This window comes from Amycolatopsis sp. NPDC114504 (genome assembly GCF_055633595.1).
The window spans coordinates 775,619-791,284 of record NZ_JBVKDU010000004.1 but is presented as its reverse complement, the minus strand read 5'-3'; the positions used below and the strand labels follow the sequence as shown (position 1 = coordinate 791,284).

The window sequence follows — 15,666 nt, the reverse complement described above, 5'->3', positions numbered from 1 at the left end:
GGCGGAACCGATCGGGCCGGGCCGGCTGTGGGTGCCAGGGTGCGGGTTCCGGTGGCTGACCTTCGCCCTCTGACCCGACGCGGCTGGGTGTGCACCTTCTACACCTCACCCGCCGCAAAGCCGGTCGGGGCGATGGGCCGGAGGCCGGCCAGCAGGAGGTCCAGCAGGCGGCCGGCCTTGGCTTCCTGCTCGGGCAGGGGAGCCACGGTGAAGATGCCGATGAGGGACGCCGCGATGTCCTCGGCGCTGACGTCGGAGCGGAGGTCGCCCGCTGCATGACCGGCGGAGAGGATCGTCGTGATCGCCGCCAGTAGCTCGGTGCGGGTCTGCGCGTGGGCGATCTCGCCGGACTCGACCATCGCGAGCAGCGTGTCGAGCATGCCGTTCTTGGTCGCGATCCAGTCCCCGAACAAGTCGGTCCAGCGTCGCAGCGCCGCGGCCGGGGGTAGCCGGCCGAGGAGCTCGTGGGCGCCGGTCGTCAGGCGGGCGACCTGGTCTTGGTAGACCGCGTCGACCAGGGACTCGCGGGTGGGGAAGTGGCGGTAGAGCGTCGCGATGCCGACGCCGGCCTCGCGGGCGATCGCTCGCATCGACGGCTCGGCGTCCGCCGATGCGAACACGCGGGTCGCCACCGCCAGCAGCTGGTCGCGGTTGCGGGCCGCGTCCGCCCGCGGTGCGCGCATGTCACTCAAAACGGAACACGCTCCGGTTGTGTTATCGTCGTCCAGGTAAACGGAGCATAGTCCGTTTTACCGGAGGACAGGTGTACATGCAGGCACACAGCAGCAGAGCAGTCCGGCTCGACGCCTTCGGCGGTCCCGAAGTGCTGGACGTCCGTGAGGTTCCGGCTCCGGAGGCCGGTCCGGGGCAGGTCCGCGTGCGGGTCACCGCCGCCGGCCTGAACCCGATGGACTGGATCATGACCGCCGACGCCGATACCGCCGGCCGGTTCGGGTTGAGCCTCCCGGCCGGGTTCGGGACCGACTACGCGGGCGTCGTCGACCAGGTCGGCGACGGCGTCACCGGCTTCGCGCCCGGTGACCGGGTGTTCGGAAGCGCTCTGTCCCGGGCGGTCGCCGACTTCGTCGTGGTCGACGCGGCCGGGGCGATCGCGGCGAACGAGGCCCATCACACCCCGGACGGCGTCGACGACCGCACCGCCGCGACCCTCGCGATCGCCGGTCGGACGGCGTCCGCCGCCCTCGCCGTGGTCGATCCCGGCCCGGACGACACCGTGCTGATCGGCGGCGCCGCGGGCGGGGTCGGGGTGTTCGCCGTCCAGCTGGCCCGGATCGCCGGCGCGCGCGTGATCGGGACGGGATCCGCGACCTCGGCCGATTTCCTGCGTGATCTCGGTGCCGAGCCGGTCGGCTACGGCGACGGCCTCGCCGACCGGGTCCGAGGCCTCGGCGTTGTCACCGCCGCCATCGACCTGCACGGAACGGAGACCGTCCACGCGGCGAGGGAGCTCGGCGTCCCGGACGGCCGCATCTGCACGATCGCCGCGCAGGTCGACGGCGCGTCGGCGGCCAACGGCGCGAACGTCGCTCCCGGCGCGCTGGAGGAGATCGCTCGCCTCGTGGCGGCGGGCCGGCTCCGGGTGCCGATCGCGGCGACCTTCCCGGTCGAGCAGATCCGTCGCGCGACCGAACTGCAGGCCGGCCGGCACGTGCACGGCAAGGTCGTCATCGATCTCTAGCTCACGACGGTGACGGCGGCCAGAGGTCCCGGAACCGGTCCGACACCACGGCGTTCGACATCCTGACGCCGGTGATGGCGTGGAAGGAGAGCGGCCGGCAGCTGGGGCGGACGGGACGCGGCTGCTGTGCCGGGCCGCCGAAACCTGGCTGACGCGCAAGGCCGCCGCACCCCATCGCTCATGAGGGGAGTTCGAGGGCTCGGCGCCAGTAGCCGGTGACGCTGCGGCGCACCTGGTCGACGTCGACTCCGCGCGGGTCCAGCAGCCGCTGCAGGGCGATGCCGCGGAGCTGGCCGACGAGGGCGATCGCGACGTCGTCGGGCCGCAGGCCGGGGTCGATGTCGCCGTCCGTGATGCCGGCCTTGACGTCGTCCCGCAGGTCGGCGCGGAAAGCTTCGTCGCGCTCGCGGAAGATCGTCGCCAAGTCGGGTTGGGTGGCCGCCTCGGCCCACAGCAGCAGGAACGCCTGGTTGAAGACGCCGAGGCGGGCGAGTTCGCCGAGGTAGCCGTCGATCAGCCGCAGGAGCCGGTCCAGGCCGGGCGGTAGGTCGCCGAGACCCGGGACGAACCCGGCCTGCGTCGCCCGGGCCAGCCGTTCCACCAGTGCCTGCTTGCCGCCGAAGTGGTGCGTGACGATGCCGCGGCTGTACCCGGCGCGTTCCCCGACCCGGGCCAGCGTGAGCGAGCGGACGCCGTGCTCGACGACGAGCTCGGCGGCGGCGGTCAGCAGTGCGGCTTCGGCCTGGTCCCGGCGTTCCTGCTGGGTACGGCGGGTCGCGGTCATGGCGCGGAGTCTAGCATCAGAAACTTGCGTGTCGACCAACAAGTATGTGTAGGGTGGGAGTCGTGAAAGCAGAGTCGCGCGACTTCTCCGAGTGCGACCGGCCGGCGATCGCGGTCTCCTCGCGCAGCTATTGGGACCACTTCGCCCCGGGCGACCGAGTGCTGGTGTTCGGCGCGCCCGACCCGGTTCACGGCCGGCGCCGAGTCCGGCGTGGGACGGTGCTCGCCCCGCTTGCGCCCGACGTCATCAGGATCGACTTCGGGGACGAAGGGCTTGGTGAGTTCTCACCGGCCGATCCGATCCGGGTCAGTCACGCCGCCGGCGCGTGCCGGTGCGTGGTGGCGCTCTCGTGAACGCTTACCTGTTTCTCGCCAAGGCTTGCTTCACCGTCCGCTGCCGGGGCTGACGGGGGTCGCGGACGCGCCACGTCATTCCCTGCCACCAGATCCCGAGGGCGGTGAGCGAGCCGGCGACGAGGACGATCGTCGCCGCGTAGGCGACAATGCCGGCGACGTCGGAGAAGCGGTCGTGGCTGGTGAGCCAGGCGGCCGTCGCGACGAAGGCGATCGCGGTGGCGAGCGTGATCGGCCAGTGCCGCAGCGACACCACCAAGCGCCGTCCACGGCCGGGCTTGCGTGGTGGGGGTGAAGGGCCCGGTAGGCGAGCGAGAACCCGATCCCGGGCAGCACCACGGTGCCGGCGATGAGCCAGAGCGTGCCGGAGCCGCCGGTCGGCTCCAGGGTCGAGTCGTAGGTCAGGAACCGAGGGCCGAAGGACGACACCAGCCGGTCCCCGGTGCTCACCATCCCCGCGAGCACGGGCAGCACCCCACGCCGCATCATCGATCCTCCCGCACTGGCCGGCCGGGGAAGATTCTCCCAGGGCGCGGGAAGAAGCAAGCCGCCGGAATCGCTGTCTCGCAAGGAAATGACGGGTTGCCGGCCGCCGTTCACTTCACCGGCGTACCCGGTAGCGCAGGTGAAGCACCCGATCACCCTGCACCACCTCGGGATCCTCCAGCAGGTGCTGCGCCTGGACCGACCCGAAGTAGCGCTTGCCTCCTCCGAACACCACGGGGACGACGTCCATGCGCACCTCGTCGACCAGGCCCGCCGCGAGCACCTGGCCGCCGACGTCGCCGGCCGCTACCTCGACCACGCGGTCGCCCGCGAGCTCCTGTGCCTTGGCCATGGCCGCCTCGACGCCGTCGACGAAGTGGAACGGTGCCTCCGGGTTCCAGCCCTCGGGTGCAGGCCGGTGGGTCACGACGACCACGTGGTCGATTCCGCCCGGTGGCTTTCCGTCCCAGCCGTCCGTCATGTCGAAGACGTGGCGGCCGGCGATCGTCACCCCGATTCCGTCCCAGTACGGCCGGGTGTGGTCGTAGGACGTCTGGGACACCTTCAGCGCGCCGCTCTCGTCCAACGGGACGTCGCCGCCGGACAACCAGTCGAACAGGGGTCCCGGCTGGTCATTCTCGTCCGCGACGAAACCGTCCACGGACACCGAGCTGTACATGACCACCTTGCCCACGGGACTCTCCTCTGCTTCGGGATGCCCAAATTAGCGTCTCGTGAGCCGTCGTTCTTGTAAGAAATCAATCGACCGGCAGCGGCCAGCCGTCCAGTGCGTGGCCGGGGTGCTCGCGCAGGAACCGGCGCCGGACTTCGAGGTAGCGGGTCGGCGTGAGGCCGGTGAACGCCCGGAACTCGTGGCCGAAGTGGGCCTGGTCGAAGTAGCCCGCGCCACCGGCGACGTCGCTCCAGTCGATCGGTCCGGCGGGGTCGATCGCCAGCACGGTGGCGGCGAAGCGGTGGGTGCGGGCCAGCCGCTTCGGCGTGACGCCGACGAGCTCCTTGAACCGCCGCGCCAGATGGGTGCCGCTGACACCGGCGGCGACGCTCAGGTCGCCGATCGCCACCGCCCCGCCCGTCGCCGAGATGACGCCGCCGGTGTGGCGGATCAGCCCGAGGCCCGGGGTCTCGCGCAGGCGTCGCATCAGCTCCTCCTCGAGCAGCGTCAGCATCGCGCGCGGTCCGTCCGCCGTGGCCAGCCGGTCTCGCAGCTCGGCGACGGCGGGCCGGCCCCAGACCTGCTCCAGCGTCACCGGCCGGTCGCACAGCTCGGCCGAGGGCATCGGCAGGAACGGCGCCGGCCCCCACGGCTTGAAGTGCACGCCGACGGACCGGGTCCGGCGGGGGTAGCCGAACTCCACCGCGCGGGTGGGCGTGGTGACCACGCAGCCGTCGGCGTACTCGGCCGGCTCGACGTCGGTGCCGCCGCGGATGCGGAACGGCGCCCCGAGGTTGACGATGAGAAACGCGCCCGGCATCGGCGGCAGCGTCAGCCGGGCGTACGGCGACGTGCCCGCCAGGTAGTAGAGGTCGTCGACCAGCCCGTCCAGCGGCGGTCGCGGCACTCGGGACACGTACTCCACGCGCCCAGCATCGCCGACGCCCCGCCGGTGGTCCAGCCGCCCTCGCTCAGGCGTAGCCGCGCTTGAGCAGCATGCCCGCGGCCTTGTCGAACTCGGCGCCGGTCGGGATGGCGAAGCCCAGCGCGTTGGCGTAGCGGGTGACGATGTTGAACAAGGCCGCGACCGCGGCCGCGTCGTCGAGTTGCCGCCGGGTGACCCCGGCGGCCAGCGCCGCTCGGACTTGCCCGCCCTCCAGCTCGCCGGGGCGCGAAGTCATGGTCTCCAGGACGGCGAGCGTGGCGCGCAAGGGATCCGAGATCGGTGCGGTGTGGTAGTCGGCGAGCGCGGCGTCCGCCACCGCCTGGTCCATGCCGCGCACGGCGATGGCCCTGTGAGCCCCGACGCAGAAGGGACACGAGTTCCACTTCGCGACCATCGCGGCCATCAGCTCCCGCTCCGCGACGGACCATTCGCTCGGCCCACGCATCGCGGCCTGCGTCCACGCGCCGAGCGCGGTGCCGACGAAACCCTTGTGGTAGAAGGCAACCCGGGCCGCGTCCGGGAGGCGTGCGCGCAGGGCCAAGGTGATGACCCGGATCAGCAGCCTGGTGCGGAGACCGTCACCGCGTTCGACTTCAGGCAGGCGCATCGGTCGCCTCCGCGATCACCCGGGCGGCGGCGTCCCACCGTGCGAGGCCTGCCCCGATACAGGCGGACATGACGATCTCGAACGCCGCCTTGTCGCTGCCGGTCGCCTCCCGGACGGCGTCGACGTCGGCATCGGTCACCCGGTAGGAGGCCTCACCGATCCGCCGGGCCAGGTCGTCGTACGGTTCGGCGACGGGCGGCCCGCCTGCCGCTCGGGCCGCTACCGCCGTCCGCAGGGCACTTTCGGTGATTCCGGTGTGCCCGGCCATCGCCTGGCGCACCGTTTCCGCGCGGTGGCGGTGCGAGTCGTCGCTCATCGGGGTCCTTCCAGTGCGTGGATCCGACCGGCGAGGAAGCGCTGGTCGGCGGGGTTGGTGGCGAGATCGTGAGCACGCCGGTACGCCGTGATCGCGTCGGCCGCGTGGCCCAGACGGCGCAGGAGGTCGGCGCGGGCGGCGTGCAGCAGGTGGTAACCCTCCAGGCCCTCGATCCGGTCGATCAGGGCCAATCCCTCGCCCGGAGTGGTGGCCATGGCGACCGCCACGGCGTGGTTGAGCGCCACCACCGGCGAAGGCGTCAACCCGAGCAGCTGCTCATACACCGCGGCGATTGCGGGCCAGTTCGTCTCCTCGGCCGTCCGCGCCTGGGCGTGCAGGACCGCGATGGTCGCCTGCAGCAGGTACGGCCCGGATGTCGCCCACCGCAGGGCTCGGTCCAGCAGCCCGACGGCTTCGGCGATTTCGGCGCCGTCCCAGCGGGACCGGTCCTGGTCTTCGAGCAGGACCAGGTCGCCGGTCGACGCGTACCGGGCGGCCGAGCGCGAATGGTGGACCAGCAGCAGCGCGACCAGGGCGAGAGCTTCCGGCTCGTCGGGCATGAGGGTGGCGACGAGCTTGGCGAGGCGGATCGCCTCCCGCTGCAGCTCGCCGTACTCCGGCCGGTCGCCGCTGGCGGTGTAGCCGCGGGTGAAGATCAGGTAGATCACCGCGAGGACGCCGTCGAGCCGCTCGGGCAGGAGGTGGTCGGCGGGGACGTCGAGGCTGATGCCCGCGTCGCGGATCTTGCGCTTGGCACGGACGAGCCGCTGGGCCAGCGCCGGCTCCGCGATCAGGAACGTCCGGGCGATCTGCCCGGCCGTCAGTCCGGCCACGGCCTGCAGCGTGAGGGCGACCCGCGCCTCCTCGGCCAAGGCCGGATGGCAGCAGGTGAAGATGAGGCTGAGCCGCTCGTCGCCGACGCCGAGCAGGCGTTCTTCGCCGAGGTTCACGGTCACCTCCGGCCGCCCGGCGAGCTGGGCCAGCTTGTCCCGGCCGTTCCGGGCCCGCCGGAGCCGGTCGATCGCGGTGTTGCGGGCCGCGGTCAGCAGCCAGGCCACCGGGTCGTCGGGTGGCCGGTCGTCCCAGGTGCGCAACGCGAGCGCGCACGCGTCCTGCAGCGCGTCTTCGGCGAGCTCGAAATCGCCCAGTACGCGGACCAGGGCGGCGAGCATCTTCGCGCGGTGCTCGCGGTAGGCCTCCGACAGGACGGGCGCGGCCGTCATACGCCCGTCGACGCGCGGTGGTCGAGGTCCGGGACGCCGGCGATCGGCCGGACCTCGATCGTGCCGTCCGCGGCCATCGGGCAGAGCGCGGCCAGCTCGAGGGCTTCGTCGAGGCCGCGGCAGTCGAGGATGTAGGCGCCGCCGAGGTGCTCGTGGGTCTCGGGGAACGGGCCGTCGGTGATCAGCGTCTTGCCGTCGCGGACGCTGACGGTCGTCGCCGTGTGCTCGCCCTGCAGCGGGTGGCCGGCGACGAACGCGCCTCGCCGGCGGCATTCGTCGGCGAAGGCGTTGACCCGGGCCAACGCGTCGGGGAAGGCCGGGTCACCGGGCTCCGGACGGTCGCAGTTGTAGATCAGCAGCATGTAGTGCACGTGTCCTCCAGCTCACTGCTCGGGTGCGTCCCAGAGGATGACGAACGGAACGGCCGCATCTCGACAGTACTTCCGGAGATTGCCGGCGTCGCGTCAGTGCGCCTCCGGCTCGGAGCCGATCCGGTAGGCCACCGGCTGCCCGTCCGCGTCCCGCACCGGGACCGGCCGGCCCTGCGCGTCGACGATCTTGCCGTCGACGACCTTGTCGCCGTTTTCGAGCCGGGAAAGAGCCTTCAGGTCGGAGTAGTCGATCACCCGGGTCGCCGTCGCGAACACCGACGGCTCGGTGCCCGCCTTGCCCGGTTTCAGGTGGTTGAACACCAGGTTCAGCACGACGGCCAGGAGCGCGGCGGAGCTGATCCCCGAGTGGAAGATCGTGCCGACCCACGACGGGAACCGGTCGTAGAAGTCCGGCACCGCGATCGGGACCATGCCCAGGCCGACGGAAGCCGCGACGATCACCAGGTTGAGGTTGCCGTTGTAGTCCACCTTGGACAGTGTCTTGATGCCGGACGCCGCGACCGTGCCGAACAGCACGAGACCGGCGCCGCCCAGGACCGGGTACGGGATGGCGGCGACCACCCGGCCCAGGACCGGGAGCATGCCGAGGACCACCAGGACCCCGCCGCCGGCGGTCACCACGAACCGGCTCCGGACCCCGGTGATCGCGACGAGGCCGACGTTCTGGGCGAACGCGCTCTGGATGAAGCCGTTGAAGATCGGCGCGATCGCCGAGGACGCCATGTCGGCGCGCAGGCCGTCGCCGATCCGGCGCTTGCCGACCGGCGTGCCGACGATTTCCCCCACGGCGAGGATGTCGGCCGTGGTTTCGGTGAGGGTCACCAGGATGACGATGAACATCGACACGATCGCGGCGACGTCGAAGGTCGGCGCGCCGAAGCCGAACGGCGTCGGCACCGCGAAGATCGGGCCGTTCCCCACCTGCGAGAAGTCGGCTTTGCCGAGCACGGCGGCCAGCGCGGTGCCCACCACGATCGACAGCAGGATCGAGAGCCGGGAAACCGCCGGAATGGCGACCTTGCTCAGCAGCAGCACGATCACCAGCGTCAGCGCGGCCAGCCCGATGTTGGACACCGACCCGGAGTCCGGTGCCTTGGTGTCGTTGCCCATCGCCCAGTGGGCCGCGACCGGCATCAGGCTGAGCCCGATCACCGTGATCACCGTCCCGGTCACGACCGGCGGGAAGTACTTCACCAGCCGGGAGAACAGCGGAGTGATGAGCAGGCCGAGCACCGCGGACGCGATCACCGAACCGAACACCGCGGGGAGCCCGCCGTCGGCGACGATCGCGGTCATCGTCGCCACGCCGGCGAACGAGGTGCCCTGCACCAGCGGCAGCCGGGAGCCGAAGAAGGGCACGCCGTAGGACTGCAGGATCGTCGCCAGCCCGCCGATGAACAGGCACGACGCGACGAGCAGCCCGATTTCGCCGGGCGACACGCCCGCGGCGCTGCCGATGATCAACGGCGGCGCGATGATCCCGCCGTACATCGTCAAGACGTGCTGGACGCCGTAGGCGAAGCTCTTGCCGATCCCGAGCCGTTCGTCCTCGGGCTTGCTCACCGCGTCATCCTTCGCCATCGAACCTCCCGAAGTTCCGTTCTGCGGAGGTTAACTTCCACATGGCAGAATAAGCAACACCTGGGCCGCAGACTGTCGAGCAGGCCGACTGGGTGCTGGGCGATGCGTGCGAGGTGTCGATCCTGGAGGAGTCCGGGATCGAGCAGTGCGACGTCGTGATCGCCGCCACCGGCGACGACAAGGCGAACCTGGTCGTCTCCCTGCTGGCCAAGACGGAGTTCGCGGTGCGGCGCGTGGTGGCGCGGGTGAACAACCCGGCCAACGAGTGGCTGTTCACCGACGCCTGGGGCGTCGACGTCGCGGTGTCGACCCCGCGGATGCTCGCGGCGATGGTCGAGGAGGCGGTCAGCGTCGGCGACCTGGTGCGGCTGATGACGTTCCGCCAGAGCAACGCGAACCTCGTCGAGCTGACGCTGCCGGCGGAGACCCCGCTGGCCGGCAAGCCGGTGAGCGAACTTTCGCTGCCCCGCGACGCGACGCGGGTGACCGGGTGGCCGGGTGACCGTGCCGCAGCCGGCCCTACGCGCGCGGAGGGGATCGCCGTCAGCCCGGGTGGGGCGACTCCACCGTCCACGGCATCGCCACGTCGAGACCGGCGGCGAGGGTGACGATCGCGTCGAGGACGGTCACGACCTCCTTGCGCGGTTCGGAGCGGGTGGTGCGGTGGCGGGCGATGAGGGTGCGGGTCCCGAGGCCGGGCAGGGACACGGCCTTCACCCCGTCCGGCACGGCTTCGCGCACCGCGAGCGCGGGCACGATGGCGATGCCCAGGCCGCCCGCGACCATCGACAGCGCCACGTTGTAGTCGTAGTAGCTGTGCCCGGGCGCCGGTGCGGACGGAAGCCCGCCGCGGGTGCGTTCGGTGGCCGCGTGGGCCGCGGTCTCGGAATCGACGCCGAGCCAGGTGTGGTGTTCCAGGTCGGCCGTGCTCACCGGGTCCGCCGTCCCGGTGGGCAGGACGACCAGCCAGGGCTCTTCCAGCACCGGCACGTCACGGGTGCCGCGCGCCGGTTTCCCTTGGCTCGCCGGGCTTTCCGCTTCGAGGAGGAGCAGGTCGACCGCCCCCGACCGCAGGGACTGCAGTGCCTTCCGGGTTTCCATTTCGCGGATCACCACCTCCAGCGCGGGGAACTGCTCGCGCAGCTGGTGCAGGAGCGGGATCAGCAGCGTCCGGATGACCGACTGGAAGGCGGCGATGACGACCGTGCCGGTGACGTCTTCCTGAAGCGCCGCAAGGGCTTTGCGCGCGTCGATCAGCTCGGATTCGATGTGTTCGGCGGCTTCGGCGAGCACCCGCCCGGCGGGGGTCAGGACGGCGCCGGTGGGCTGGCGGTCCAGCACCGCCACGCCGATCGCCTCCTCGAGGCGGGCGATCTGCTGGGACACCGCCGACGGCGTCAGGTGCAAGAGGTCGCCGGCGGCGAGCACGCCACCGGCGCGGTGCACGGCCAGCAGGACGGCGAGCCGGCGTGGATCGATCTGCATTCAGCGGAGCTTAACCCCCGGAGCAGATAACTTCGATTGCGCTGCACCCCCGACGGCAGTCACGATGGCGGCATGGAGGAAATGATGTCCCTGGCCGCCACCGCGGCCGGGTGGGTGGGCGCACTGGGTACCGCGGCGGCGTACGGCCTGGTTTCGCGCCGCGTGATCGAGCCGGACTCGGCCCTGTTCCAGACGCTCAACCTGTCGGGTGCCGCCCTGCTGGGTGTTTCGGCCGCCGCCAACGGCGCGTGGCCCGCCGTCGCGGCGAACTTCGTGTGGGTCCTGATCAGCGTCATGGCGCTGGTCAGCGCCCGCGGCGTCCTGGACGCGGTCCGCCGGCGCCTGCGCCCCCGTCGTGCCGGTGACCAGCAGCTGGTGTGCGCCGCGCCGGGCCCCGAGCCCACCGCCCCTTGACCTTGACACCGTGACAAGGTCTTCACTGGCGGCCGGAGGTGATCTCGATGAACGCGTACCCACACCTGGCCGCCGCCGACCCGTCGACCCGCTTGGAAGCCGCTCTCGCGGCCGGCACGCACGCCGACCCCGGGCTCGTCGACGCGCTCGTCGGCCGGTGCGCGGTCGAGCCCGACTTCTTCGTGCGCGACATGCTCACCTGGGCCCTGACCCGGCTGCCGGCGGCGGTCACTGTTCCCCGGCTCCTGGCCGAGCTGCGTTCGGAGCACGCGCAGGCCAGGAGCCAGGCGCTGCACACGCTGTCGAAGATCGGCGACCGGACCGCGTGGCCGGCGATCACGCCGGCGCTGCTCGACGACGCCGACGACGACGTCAAGCGCAGCGCGTGGCGGGCCGCCGTCGTCCTCGTGCCCGACGGTGACCGCGCGGAGCTGGCGGTCCGGCTGGCCGCCCGGCTCGGCCGCGGTGACCGGGACACGCGGCTGAGTCTCAGCCGCGCGCTCGTCGCGCTCGGGGACGTCGCCGAGCCGGCGGTGCGGACGGCGCTGACCGACGCCGACCCGGTGGTGCGCGCGCACGCCCGTGCCACCGAACGGCTCCTGCGTGACCCGGACGCCGGGTTCGACCTGGCCGTCGAAGAGGCGAAGCGGGTCGTCGCGCTCGGTCCGGAGCGGGCCGGGGGCGCGGCGTGCTGATCGGTGAGGTGGCCCGCCGGTCCGGGGTGAGTGCGCGGATGCTGCGGCACTACGACTCCCTCGGGCTGGTGCGCCCGACCGGCCGGACCGTCGGGGGCTACCGCGAATACACCGAGGCGGACATCCGCCGGATCTTCCACGTGGAAGGCCTGCGGTCGCTGGGGTTGTCGCTGCGGCAGATCGGCAGCGCGCTGGCGGACGCGGACCTCGCGCCGGCCGCCCTGGTCGGCGACCTCATCCGGCGGACGGAGGACCGGCTCGAGCGCGAGCAGGAGCTGCTCGAGCGGCTCCGGGCGATCGACGCCTCGGCGCCCGACGGCTGGCCGGACGTCCTGCGCGTCGTCGAGCTGCTGCACGGGCTGGAGTCCCCGCACGCCGCGCGCCGGCAGCAGGCGGCCCTCGCCCCGGCCGAAGACGGATCGGTGCCCGCCGACGTGCTGGCCAAGGCGGTCCTCGCCGAGTCCGATCCGAACGTCGCCGGCGCGCTTCGCTGGGCGCTCGCGCGGGCCGGGAGCGACGCCGTGGCCGGCGTGGCGGCCGGTCTGCGCTCGGCCGACGCGGGCGTCCGGCGGCGGGCGGTCCTCGCGCTGGCCGAGCTGTCCGGCGACGAGGCGACCGCGGAGCTCCTGGGCGCGGTCGGCGACCCGGACCCGGCGGTGCGCCGGCCCGCCGCGCTGGCCGCGGGCAGCCGAGGTGCGAGCGTGGCGGTGCCGGTCCTCGTCGCCATGGTGGTCGAGGGAGCGAACGACGTCGAGGCGGCCGAGGTCCTGAGCACGCTGGCGACCGACCACGGCTGCGCGGACCAGGTCATGAGCGCGCTGACCGGCGAGCCGGCGGCCGATTCCGCGGTGCGGATCCGCCTGGTCCAGGCGCTGGCGGAGCTGCCGGCGTCCCTCACGCACGACGTCCTGCGGCAGCTGGCGCACGACGACGACCAGGCCGTCGCCCGTCTCGCCGCCGCCCTGTCGGCGAAGGAGCACTGACCGGTAGACGGCCGGGAGACGGCGGACGCGGCAAGATGGCCGGCATGACGTTGCCTGCGCTTCCCGAGGAGTCCTTCCGCCGCGTGCTCTGCGTCGTCGCGCACCCGGACGACATGGAGTACGGCACGTCCGCGGCGGTCGCCCGCTGGACGGCGCGCGGCATCGAGGTCGGCTACCTGCTGCTCACCCGCGGCGAGGCCGGCATGCCGAACCCGCCGGAGGAGACGGCTCGCCTGCGCGCCGCCGAGCAGCGCGCCGCCTGTGACGCCGTCGGCGTCGAGCAGCTGACGATCCTGGACCACCCGGACGGGGTGCTCGTCTACGGCCTGGACCTGCGCCGGGACATCTGCCGGGAGATCCGCCGCTTCAAGCCCGACGCCGTGTTCGGCACCGGGTTCGCCGTCGAAACGCCGTACGGCTTCGACCAGGCCGACCACCGCGCGGCCGGGCTCGCGACCCTGGACGCGATCCGCGACGCGGGCAACCGGTGGGTCTTCCCCGAGCAGGTCGAGGACGAACACCTCGAACCGCACTCCGCGCGCTGGTACCTCACCTCCGGCATGACCGACGCGACCCACGGCGTCGACGTCACCGGTGAGCCGCTGCGCCGCGGCGTCGCCTCGCTCGAGGCGCACGGCGCGTACCTGGCCGCGTTGCCGGACCACCCGGCCCCGGCGGACTTCATCCCGCAGATCGCCGCGATGGGCGGCCAGGCCATGGGGGTCGAGCACGCGGTCCTGTTCCGTGCCTACGACCTGCAGGCACGACCGGAGGTCTAGCGTCGGGTGGCGAGTGCCCGGCGCACCTCGTCCGCGCCGAGCACCACGGGGGAGCGCAGCGAGCCGACCTCGCCGATCTCGATCTCGACCACGTCGCCCGGCCGCAGTCCTTGATCGAGCCCGGGCACGACGGACGTGCCCGTCGAAAGGACGGCGCCGTCGGGGAAGTCGTTGTCCCGCCACAGGTATTCGACCAGTTCGGCCGGTTCGCGGTTCAGCTGCGCGGTACTGGCTTCGCCGGCGAACACCTCCTGACCGTCGCGCAGGATGCGCATGCGGAGGCCGAGCGCCAGCGGGTCCGGCACCTCCCACGCCGGTCGCACCCGGGCCGACACCGCGCACGAACCGGTGTAGATCTTGGCCTGCGGGAGGTACAACGGGTTCTCGCCTTCGATGCTGCGTGAGCTGACGTCGTCGACCACGACGTACCCGGCGATCTCCCCGGTCCCGGTCAGCACCAGGCCGAGCTCCGGCTCCGGCACGTCGTTCGCGGAGTCGGCGCGGATGGCGATCGGCTCGCCGTCGGTGACCACGCGCCAGGCGGCCGACTTGAAGAACAGCTCGGGCCGCTTCGCGCGGTACACCCGCGCGTAGACGTCCTCGTCGGCGCTCTCCTCGCGGCGCGCCTCCTCGGACCGCAGGTAGGTCACCCCGGCGGCCCACACCTCCATCCGCCCGTCCAACGGCGGCAGCAGACGCGTCCCGGCCGAGGGCACGGGCTCTCCGGCGGCCTCGGCCAGCTCGCGGATCTCGGCCACCGACCGGCGCAGCAGGTCACCCATCGACGCCACCGCGAGCGGCCGCAGCTGCTCATCGGTGAGCAGGCCGACTCGGACGTCGCCGGCTCCGTCGGCGAACCGCACCAGGTGGCTCATCCCGGACCTCCTCGTTCAATGACCCCGACCCGCGCTCGGTGTCGAACCTACGGAGTGCGGAGCGGGGTGGTCAACGAGTGCCGGGTATTGCCGGAAGCCGGTGACGGTGGTCCGGTCGTACGGCCGCGGGCCGCAAGCGGGCGGGCCGCAATTCGCCACCGGCGGTGCGCTCGGTCGTGGAGACGGTGCGGAGCCGGCTTGCCGAGGTGGCCGAAACGGGAATGTCCTTTTTGGAGCGCTGATGGGTCACGTCGACGTTCGTCTGGGACAACGGCGGCACGCCGAACATCCTGACCGACGGGACCACCAGCTACCTCTACGGTCCCGGGCGGCTGCCGATCGAGCAGATCGGCGCCGCGGCGAGCTCCTGGTTCGTCCACGACCAGATCGGTTCCAACCGGACCGGCCTCAGCTTCTGGGACAGCCTCGGGTGGGGGCTCGCGATCGGCGGCGCGATCATCGGCGGCGTCGGCTGTGCGATCCTCGAACCGTGCGGCGCGATCGTCGCGGCGGGCGTCGGGGTGGCTGCGGTCGGCTCGGAAGTGGCGGTCGGCGTCGCCGCCCTGGCCACCACGGGAGCCGCCGTCCTCATGGGCGGCACGTTGTACGCTGCGACCAGCGGTGGTGGCGGTCTCGACGACTCGATCCTGCGCGACTGGGACAAGGGCGACAACTACGACGACGACGGCAGGACGACGTCGAAGAGCCGGGAGTACCAGCAGAAAGAAGTGGACGGCGCTTGGAACGAGATCGTCCGGCGGGTGCGACAGCTCACGGGGAAGACGCTCACCAACGCGGACCGGCGGGCCTGGCACGGGAACATCCACGATCTGGGCGGCCGGTACCAGGAAATCCTGCGAGAAGGACTGCGCATGTTCGGATGTGGTGAATGACCTCGATGGCGGGAGCGGTCAAGGCGCTGGAAGGCATGCGCCTGATCGAGATCAGGCGGATCGTGAACATGGTGGTCGTGGTGTTCCGGCCCGACGACGGGGTAGACCACACGATCCACGCGCAGTGCCCGTTCCGCGTCGTGCACGGCGAGGTGATCCTGCTCGGTTCGCGGGACCTGAACTGGCCGCGTGATCGCGGCACCGATCGCGACGAGGCGTTCGAGAACGGCTCCACGAAGTACGACGCGCAGGCGGAATTCCTGACGGCACGGTTCGCGGAGGGGGACTTCCGGGTGACCGGCACCGAATTCGGTCCCGGCGGTCTGCTGGTCGTCGAGGCCGCCAACGATGGGGATGCGATCCGGCTCGAGATCTTCCCGGACTGCTCCGGGCCGTGGATCGAAAGCTGGCGCCTGTTCGGGCTCGGCGACGACGATCAGCACTGGGTGTACCCGGAAGCCGCCGGTCGCGACTGAAAGTGC

21 protein-coding genes and 1 pseudogene are annotated in these 15,666 nt (G+C 72.1%); 9 read left to right on the top strand and 13 right to left on the bottom strand.

The features are described from left to right. Positions 1-98: 98 nt before the first annotated feature. Positions 99-683, bottom strand: coding sequence for a TetR/AcrR family transcriptional regulator (locus ACZ7PG_RS33215; protein ID WP_470243089.1), 585 nt, complete (start codon positions 681-683; stop codon positions 99-101). Between the two features lie 86 nt (positions 684-769). Between ACZ7PG_RS33215 and ACZ7PG_RS33210 the strand changes: the two genes are divergently transcribed. Beyond that, positions 770-1,699 (top strand): NADP-dependent oxidoreductase, encoded by a 930-nt coding sequence (locus tag ACZ7PG_RS33210; RefSeq protein ID WP_470243088.1) that lies wholly within the window; start codon positions 770-772, stop codon positions 1,697-1,699. Between the two features lie 178 nt (positions 1,700-1,877). Here the strand turns inward: ACZ7PG_RS33210 and ACZ7PG_RS33205 are convergent, their stop codons facing one another. Continuing rightward, the gene (locus tag ACZ7PG_RS33205; protein WP_470243087.1) at positions 1,878-2,483 is read right to left on the bottom strand and encodes a TetR/AcrR family transcriptional regulator; all 606 of its coding nucleotides are present in this window, start codon (positions 2,481-2,483) and stop codon (positions 1,878-1,880) included. A 62-nt stretch (positions 2,484-2,545) separates the two neighbouring features. Between ACZ7PG_RS33205 and ACZ7PG_RS33200 the strand changes: the two genes are divergently transcribed. Further along, positions 2,546-2,836 (top strand): hypothetical protein, encoded by a 291-nt coding sequence (locus ACZ7PG_RS33200; protein ID WP_470243086.1) that lies wholly within the window; start codon positions 2,546-2,548, stop codon positions 2,834-2,836. Between the two features lie 4 nt (positions 2,837-2,840). Here ACZ7PG_RS33200 and ACZ7PG_RS33195 read toward each other — a convergent pair whose 3' ends face one another. The 8 genes from ACZ7PG_RS33195 to ACZ7PG_RS33160 all read right to left on the bottom strand — a co-directional run bounded on the left by ACZ7PG_RS33195 (position 2,841) and on the right by ACZ7PG_RS33160 (position 9,060). Then, positions 2,841-3,095 (bottom strand): hypothetical protein, encoded by a 255-nt coding sequence (locus ACZ7PG_RS33195; protein WP_470243085.1) that lies wholly within the window; start codon positions 3,093-3,095, stop codon positions 2,841-2,843. Positions 3,096-3,437: 342 nt separating this feature from the next. Continuing rightward, the gene (locus ACZ7PG_RS33190; protein WP_470243084.1) at positions 3,438-4,016 is read right to left on the bottom strand and encodes a dihydrofolate reductase family protein; all 579 of its coding nucleotides are present in this window, start codon (positions 4,014-4,016) and stop codon (positions 3,438-3,440) included. 64 nt (positions 4,017-4,080) lie between these two features. Next, positions 4,081-4,902 (bottom strand): helix-turn-helix domain-containing protein, encoded by an 822-nt coding sequence (locus ACZ7PG_RS33185; protein WP_470243658.1) that lies wholly within the window; start codon positions 4,900-4,902, stop codon positions 4,081-4,083. Between the two features lie 64 nt (positions 4,903-4,966). After that, positions 4,967-5,548 (bottom strand): carboxymuconolactone decarboxylase family protein, encoded by a 582-nt coding sequence (locus ACZ7PG_RS33180; protein WP_470243083.1) that lies wholly within the window; start codon positions 5,546-5,548, stop codon positions 4,967-4,969. Then, a complete protein-coding gene (locus ACZ7PG_RS33175; protein WP_470243082.1) occupies positions 5,535-5,864 on the bottom strand; it encodes a hypothetical protein in 330 nt (109 codons plus the stop codon). Before ACZ7PG_RS33175 ends, ACZ7PG_RS33180 begins: the two co-directional genes overlap by 14 nt. Continuing rightward, complete coding sequence (locus ACZ7PG_RS33170; protein ID WP_470243081.1) at positions 5,861-7,087, bottom strand: RNA polymerase sigma factor; 1,227 nt, start codon at positions 7,085-7,087, stop codon at positions 5,861-5,863. The genes ACZ7PG_RS33175 and ACZ7PG_RS33170 overlap by 4 nt, the downstream gene beginning before the upstream one ends. Beyond that, a complete protein-coding gene (locus tag ACZ7PG_RS33165; protein WP_470243080.1) occupies positions 7,084-7,458 on the bottom strand; it encodes a YciI family protein in 375 nt (124 codons plus the stop codon). Before ACZ7PG_RS33165 ends, ACZ7PG_RS33170 begins: the two co-directional genes overlap by 4 nt. A 93-nt stretch (positions 7,459-7,551) precedes the next feature. Next, a complete protein-coding gene (locus ACZ7PG_RS33160; protein WP_470243079.1) occupies positions 7,552-9,060 on the bottom strand; it encodes a nucleobase:cation symporter-2 family protein in 1,509 nt (502 codons plus the stop codon). Between the two features lie 65 nt (positions 9,061-9,125). Here ACZ7PG_RS33160 and ACZ7PG_RS33155 point away from each other — a divergent pair. Beyond that, positions 9,126-9,566 (top strand): annotated as a pseudogene (locus ACZ7PG_RS33155) (potassium channel family protein); the annotation flags it as partial. 37 nt (positions 9,567-9,603) lie between these two features. Here ACZ7PG_RS33155 and ACZ7PG_RS33150 read toward each other — a convergent pair. Next, complete coding sequence (locus ACZ7PG_RS33150; RefSeq protein ID WP_470243078.1) at positions 9,604-10,545, bottom strand: LysR family transcriptional regulator; 942 nt, start codon at positions 10,543-10,545, stop codon at positions 9,604-9,606. A gap of 72 nt (positions 10,546-10,617) precedes the next feature. Here ACZ7PG_RS33150 and ACZ7PG_RS33145 point away from each other — a divergent pair, with 72 nt between their 5' ends. Genes ACZ7PG_RS33145 through ACZ7PG_RS33130 form a run of 4 tightly spaced genes read left to right on the top strand, consistent with a single transcriptional unit; the run spans position 10,618 to position 13,416 of the window. Then, positions 10,618-10,959 carry a CBU_0592 family membrane protein gene (locus ACZ7PG_RS33145; RefSeq protein ID WP_470243077.1) on the top strand — a complete coding sequence of 114 codons (342 nt, stop codon included), beginning with the start codon at positions 10,618-10,620 and terminating at the stop codon, positions 10,957-10,959. Positions 10,960-11,006: 47 nt separating this feature from the next. Next, positions 11,007-11,654, top strand: coding sequence for a HEAT repeat domain-containing protein (locus ACZ7PG_RS33140; RefSeq protein ID WP_470243076.1), 648 nt, complete (start codon positions 11,007-11,009; stop codon positions 11,652-11,654). Beyond that, positions 11,648-12,637 (top strand): MerR family transcriptional regulator, encoded by a 990-nt coding sequence (locus tag ACZ7PG_RS33135; RefSeq protein ID WP_470243075.1) that lies wholly within the window; start codon positions 11,648-11,650, stop codon positions 12,635-12,637. The genes ACZ7PG_RS33140 and ACZ7PG_RS33135 overlap by 7 nt, the downstream gene beginning before the upstream one ends. Before the next feature lie 35 nt (positions 12,638-12,672). Continuing rightward, entirely contained in the window at positions 12,673-13,416 is a 744-nt protein-coding gene (locus tag ACZ7PG_RS33130; RefSeq protein WP_470243074.1) for a PIG-L deacetylase family protein, read from the top strand. On the opposite strand, the gene ACZ7PG_RS33125 is transcribed toward ACZ7PG_RS33130, so the two are convergent. Beyond that, a complete protein-coding gene (locus ACZ7PG_RS33125; protein WP_470243073.1) occupies positions 13,413-14,291 on the bottom strand; it encodes a fumarylacetoacetate hydrolase family protein in 879 nt (292 codons plus the stop codon). The genes ACZ7PG_RS33130 and ACZ7PG_RS33125 overlap by 4 nt on opposite strands. 316 nt (positions 14,292-14,607) lie before the next feature. After that, a complete protein-coding gene (locus ACZ7PG_RS33120; protein WP_470243072.1) occupies positions 14,608-14,883 on the bottom strand; it encodes a hypothetical protein in 276 nt (91 codons plus the stop codon). On the opposite strand from ACZ7PG_RS33120, the gene ACZ7PG_RS33115 reads away from it, so the two are divergent. Together ACZ7PG_RS33115 and ACZ7PG_RS33110 are read left to right on the top strand one after the other, a co-directional pair. Then, entirely contained in the window at positions 14,882-15,184 is a 303-nt protein-coding gene (locus ACZ7PG_RS33115) for a hypothetical protein (RefSeq protein ID WP_470243071.1), read from the top strand. The genes ACZ7PG_RS33120 and ACZ7PG_RS33115 overlap by 2 nt on opposite strands. Next, positions 15,181-15,660, top strand: coding sequence for a hypothetical protein (locus ACZ7PG_RS33110; protein ID WP_470243070.1), 480 nt, complete (start codon positions 15,181-15,183; stop codon positions 15,658-15,660). The genes ACZ7PG_RS33115 and ACZ7PG_RS33110 overlap by 4 nt, the downstream gene beginning before the upstream one ends. Positions 15,661-15,666: the final 6 nt, after the last annotated feature.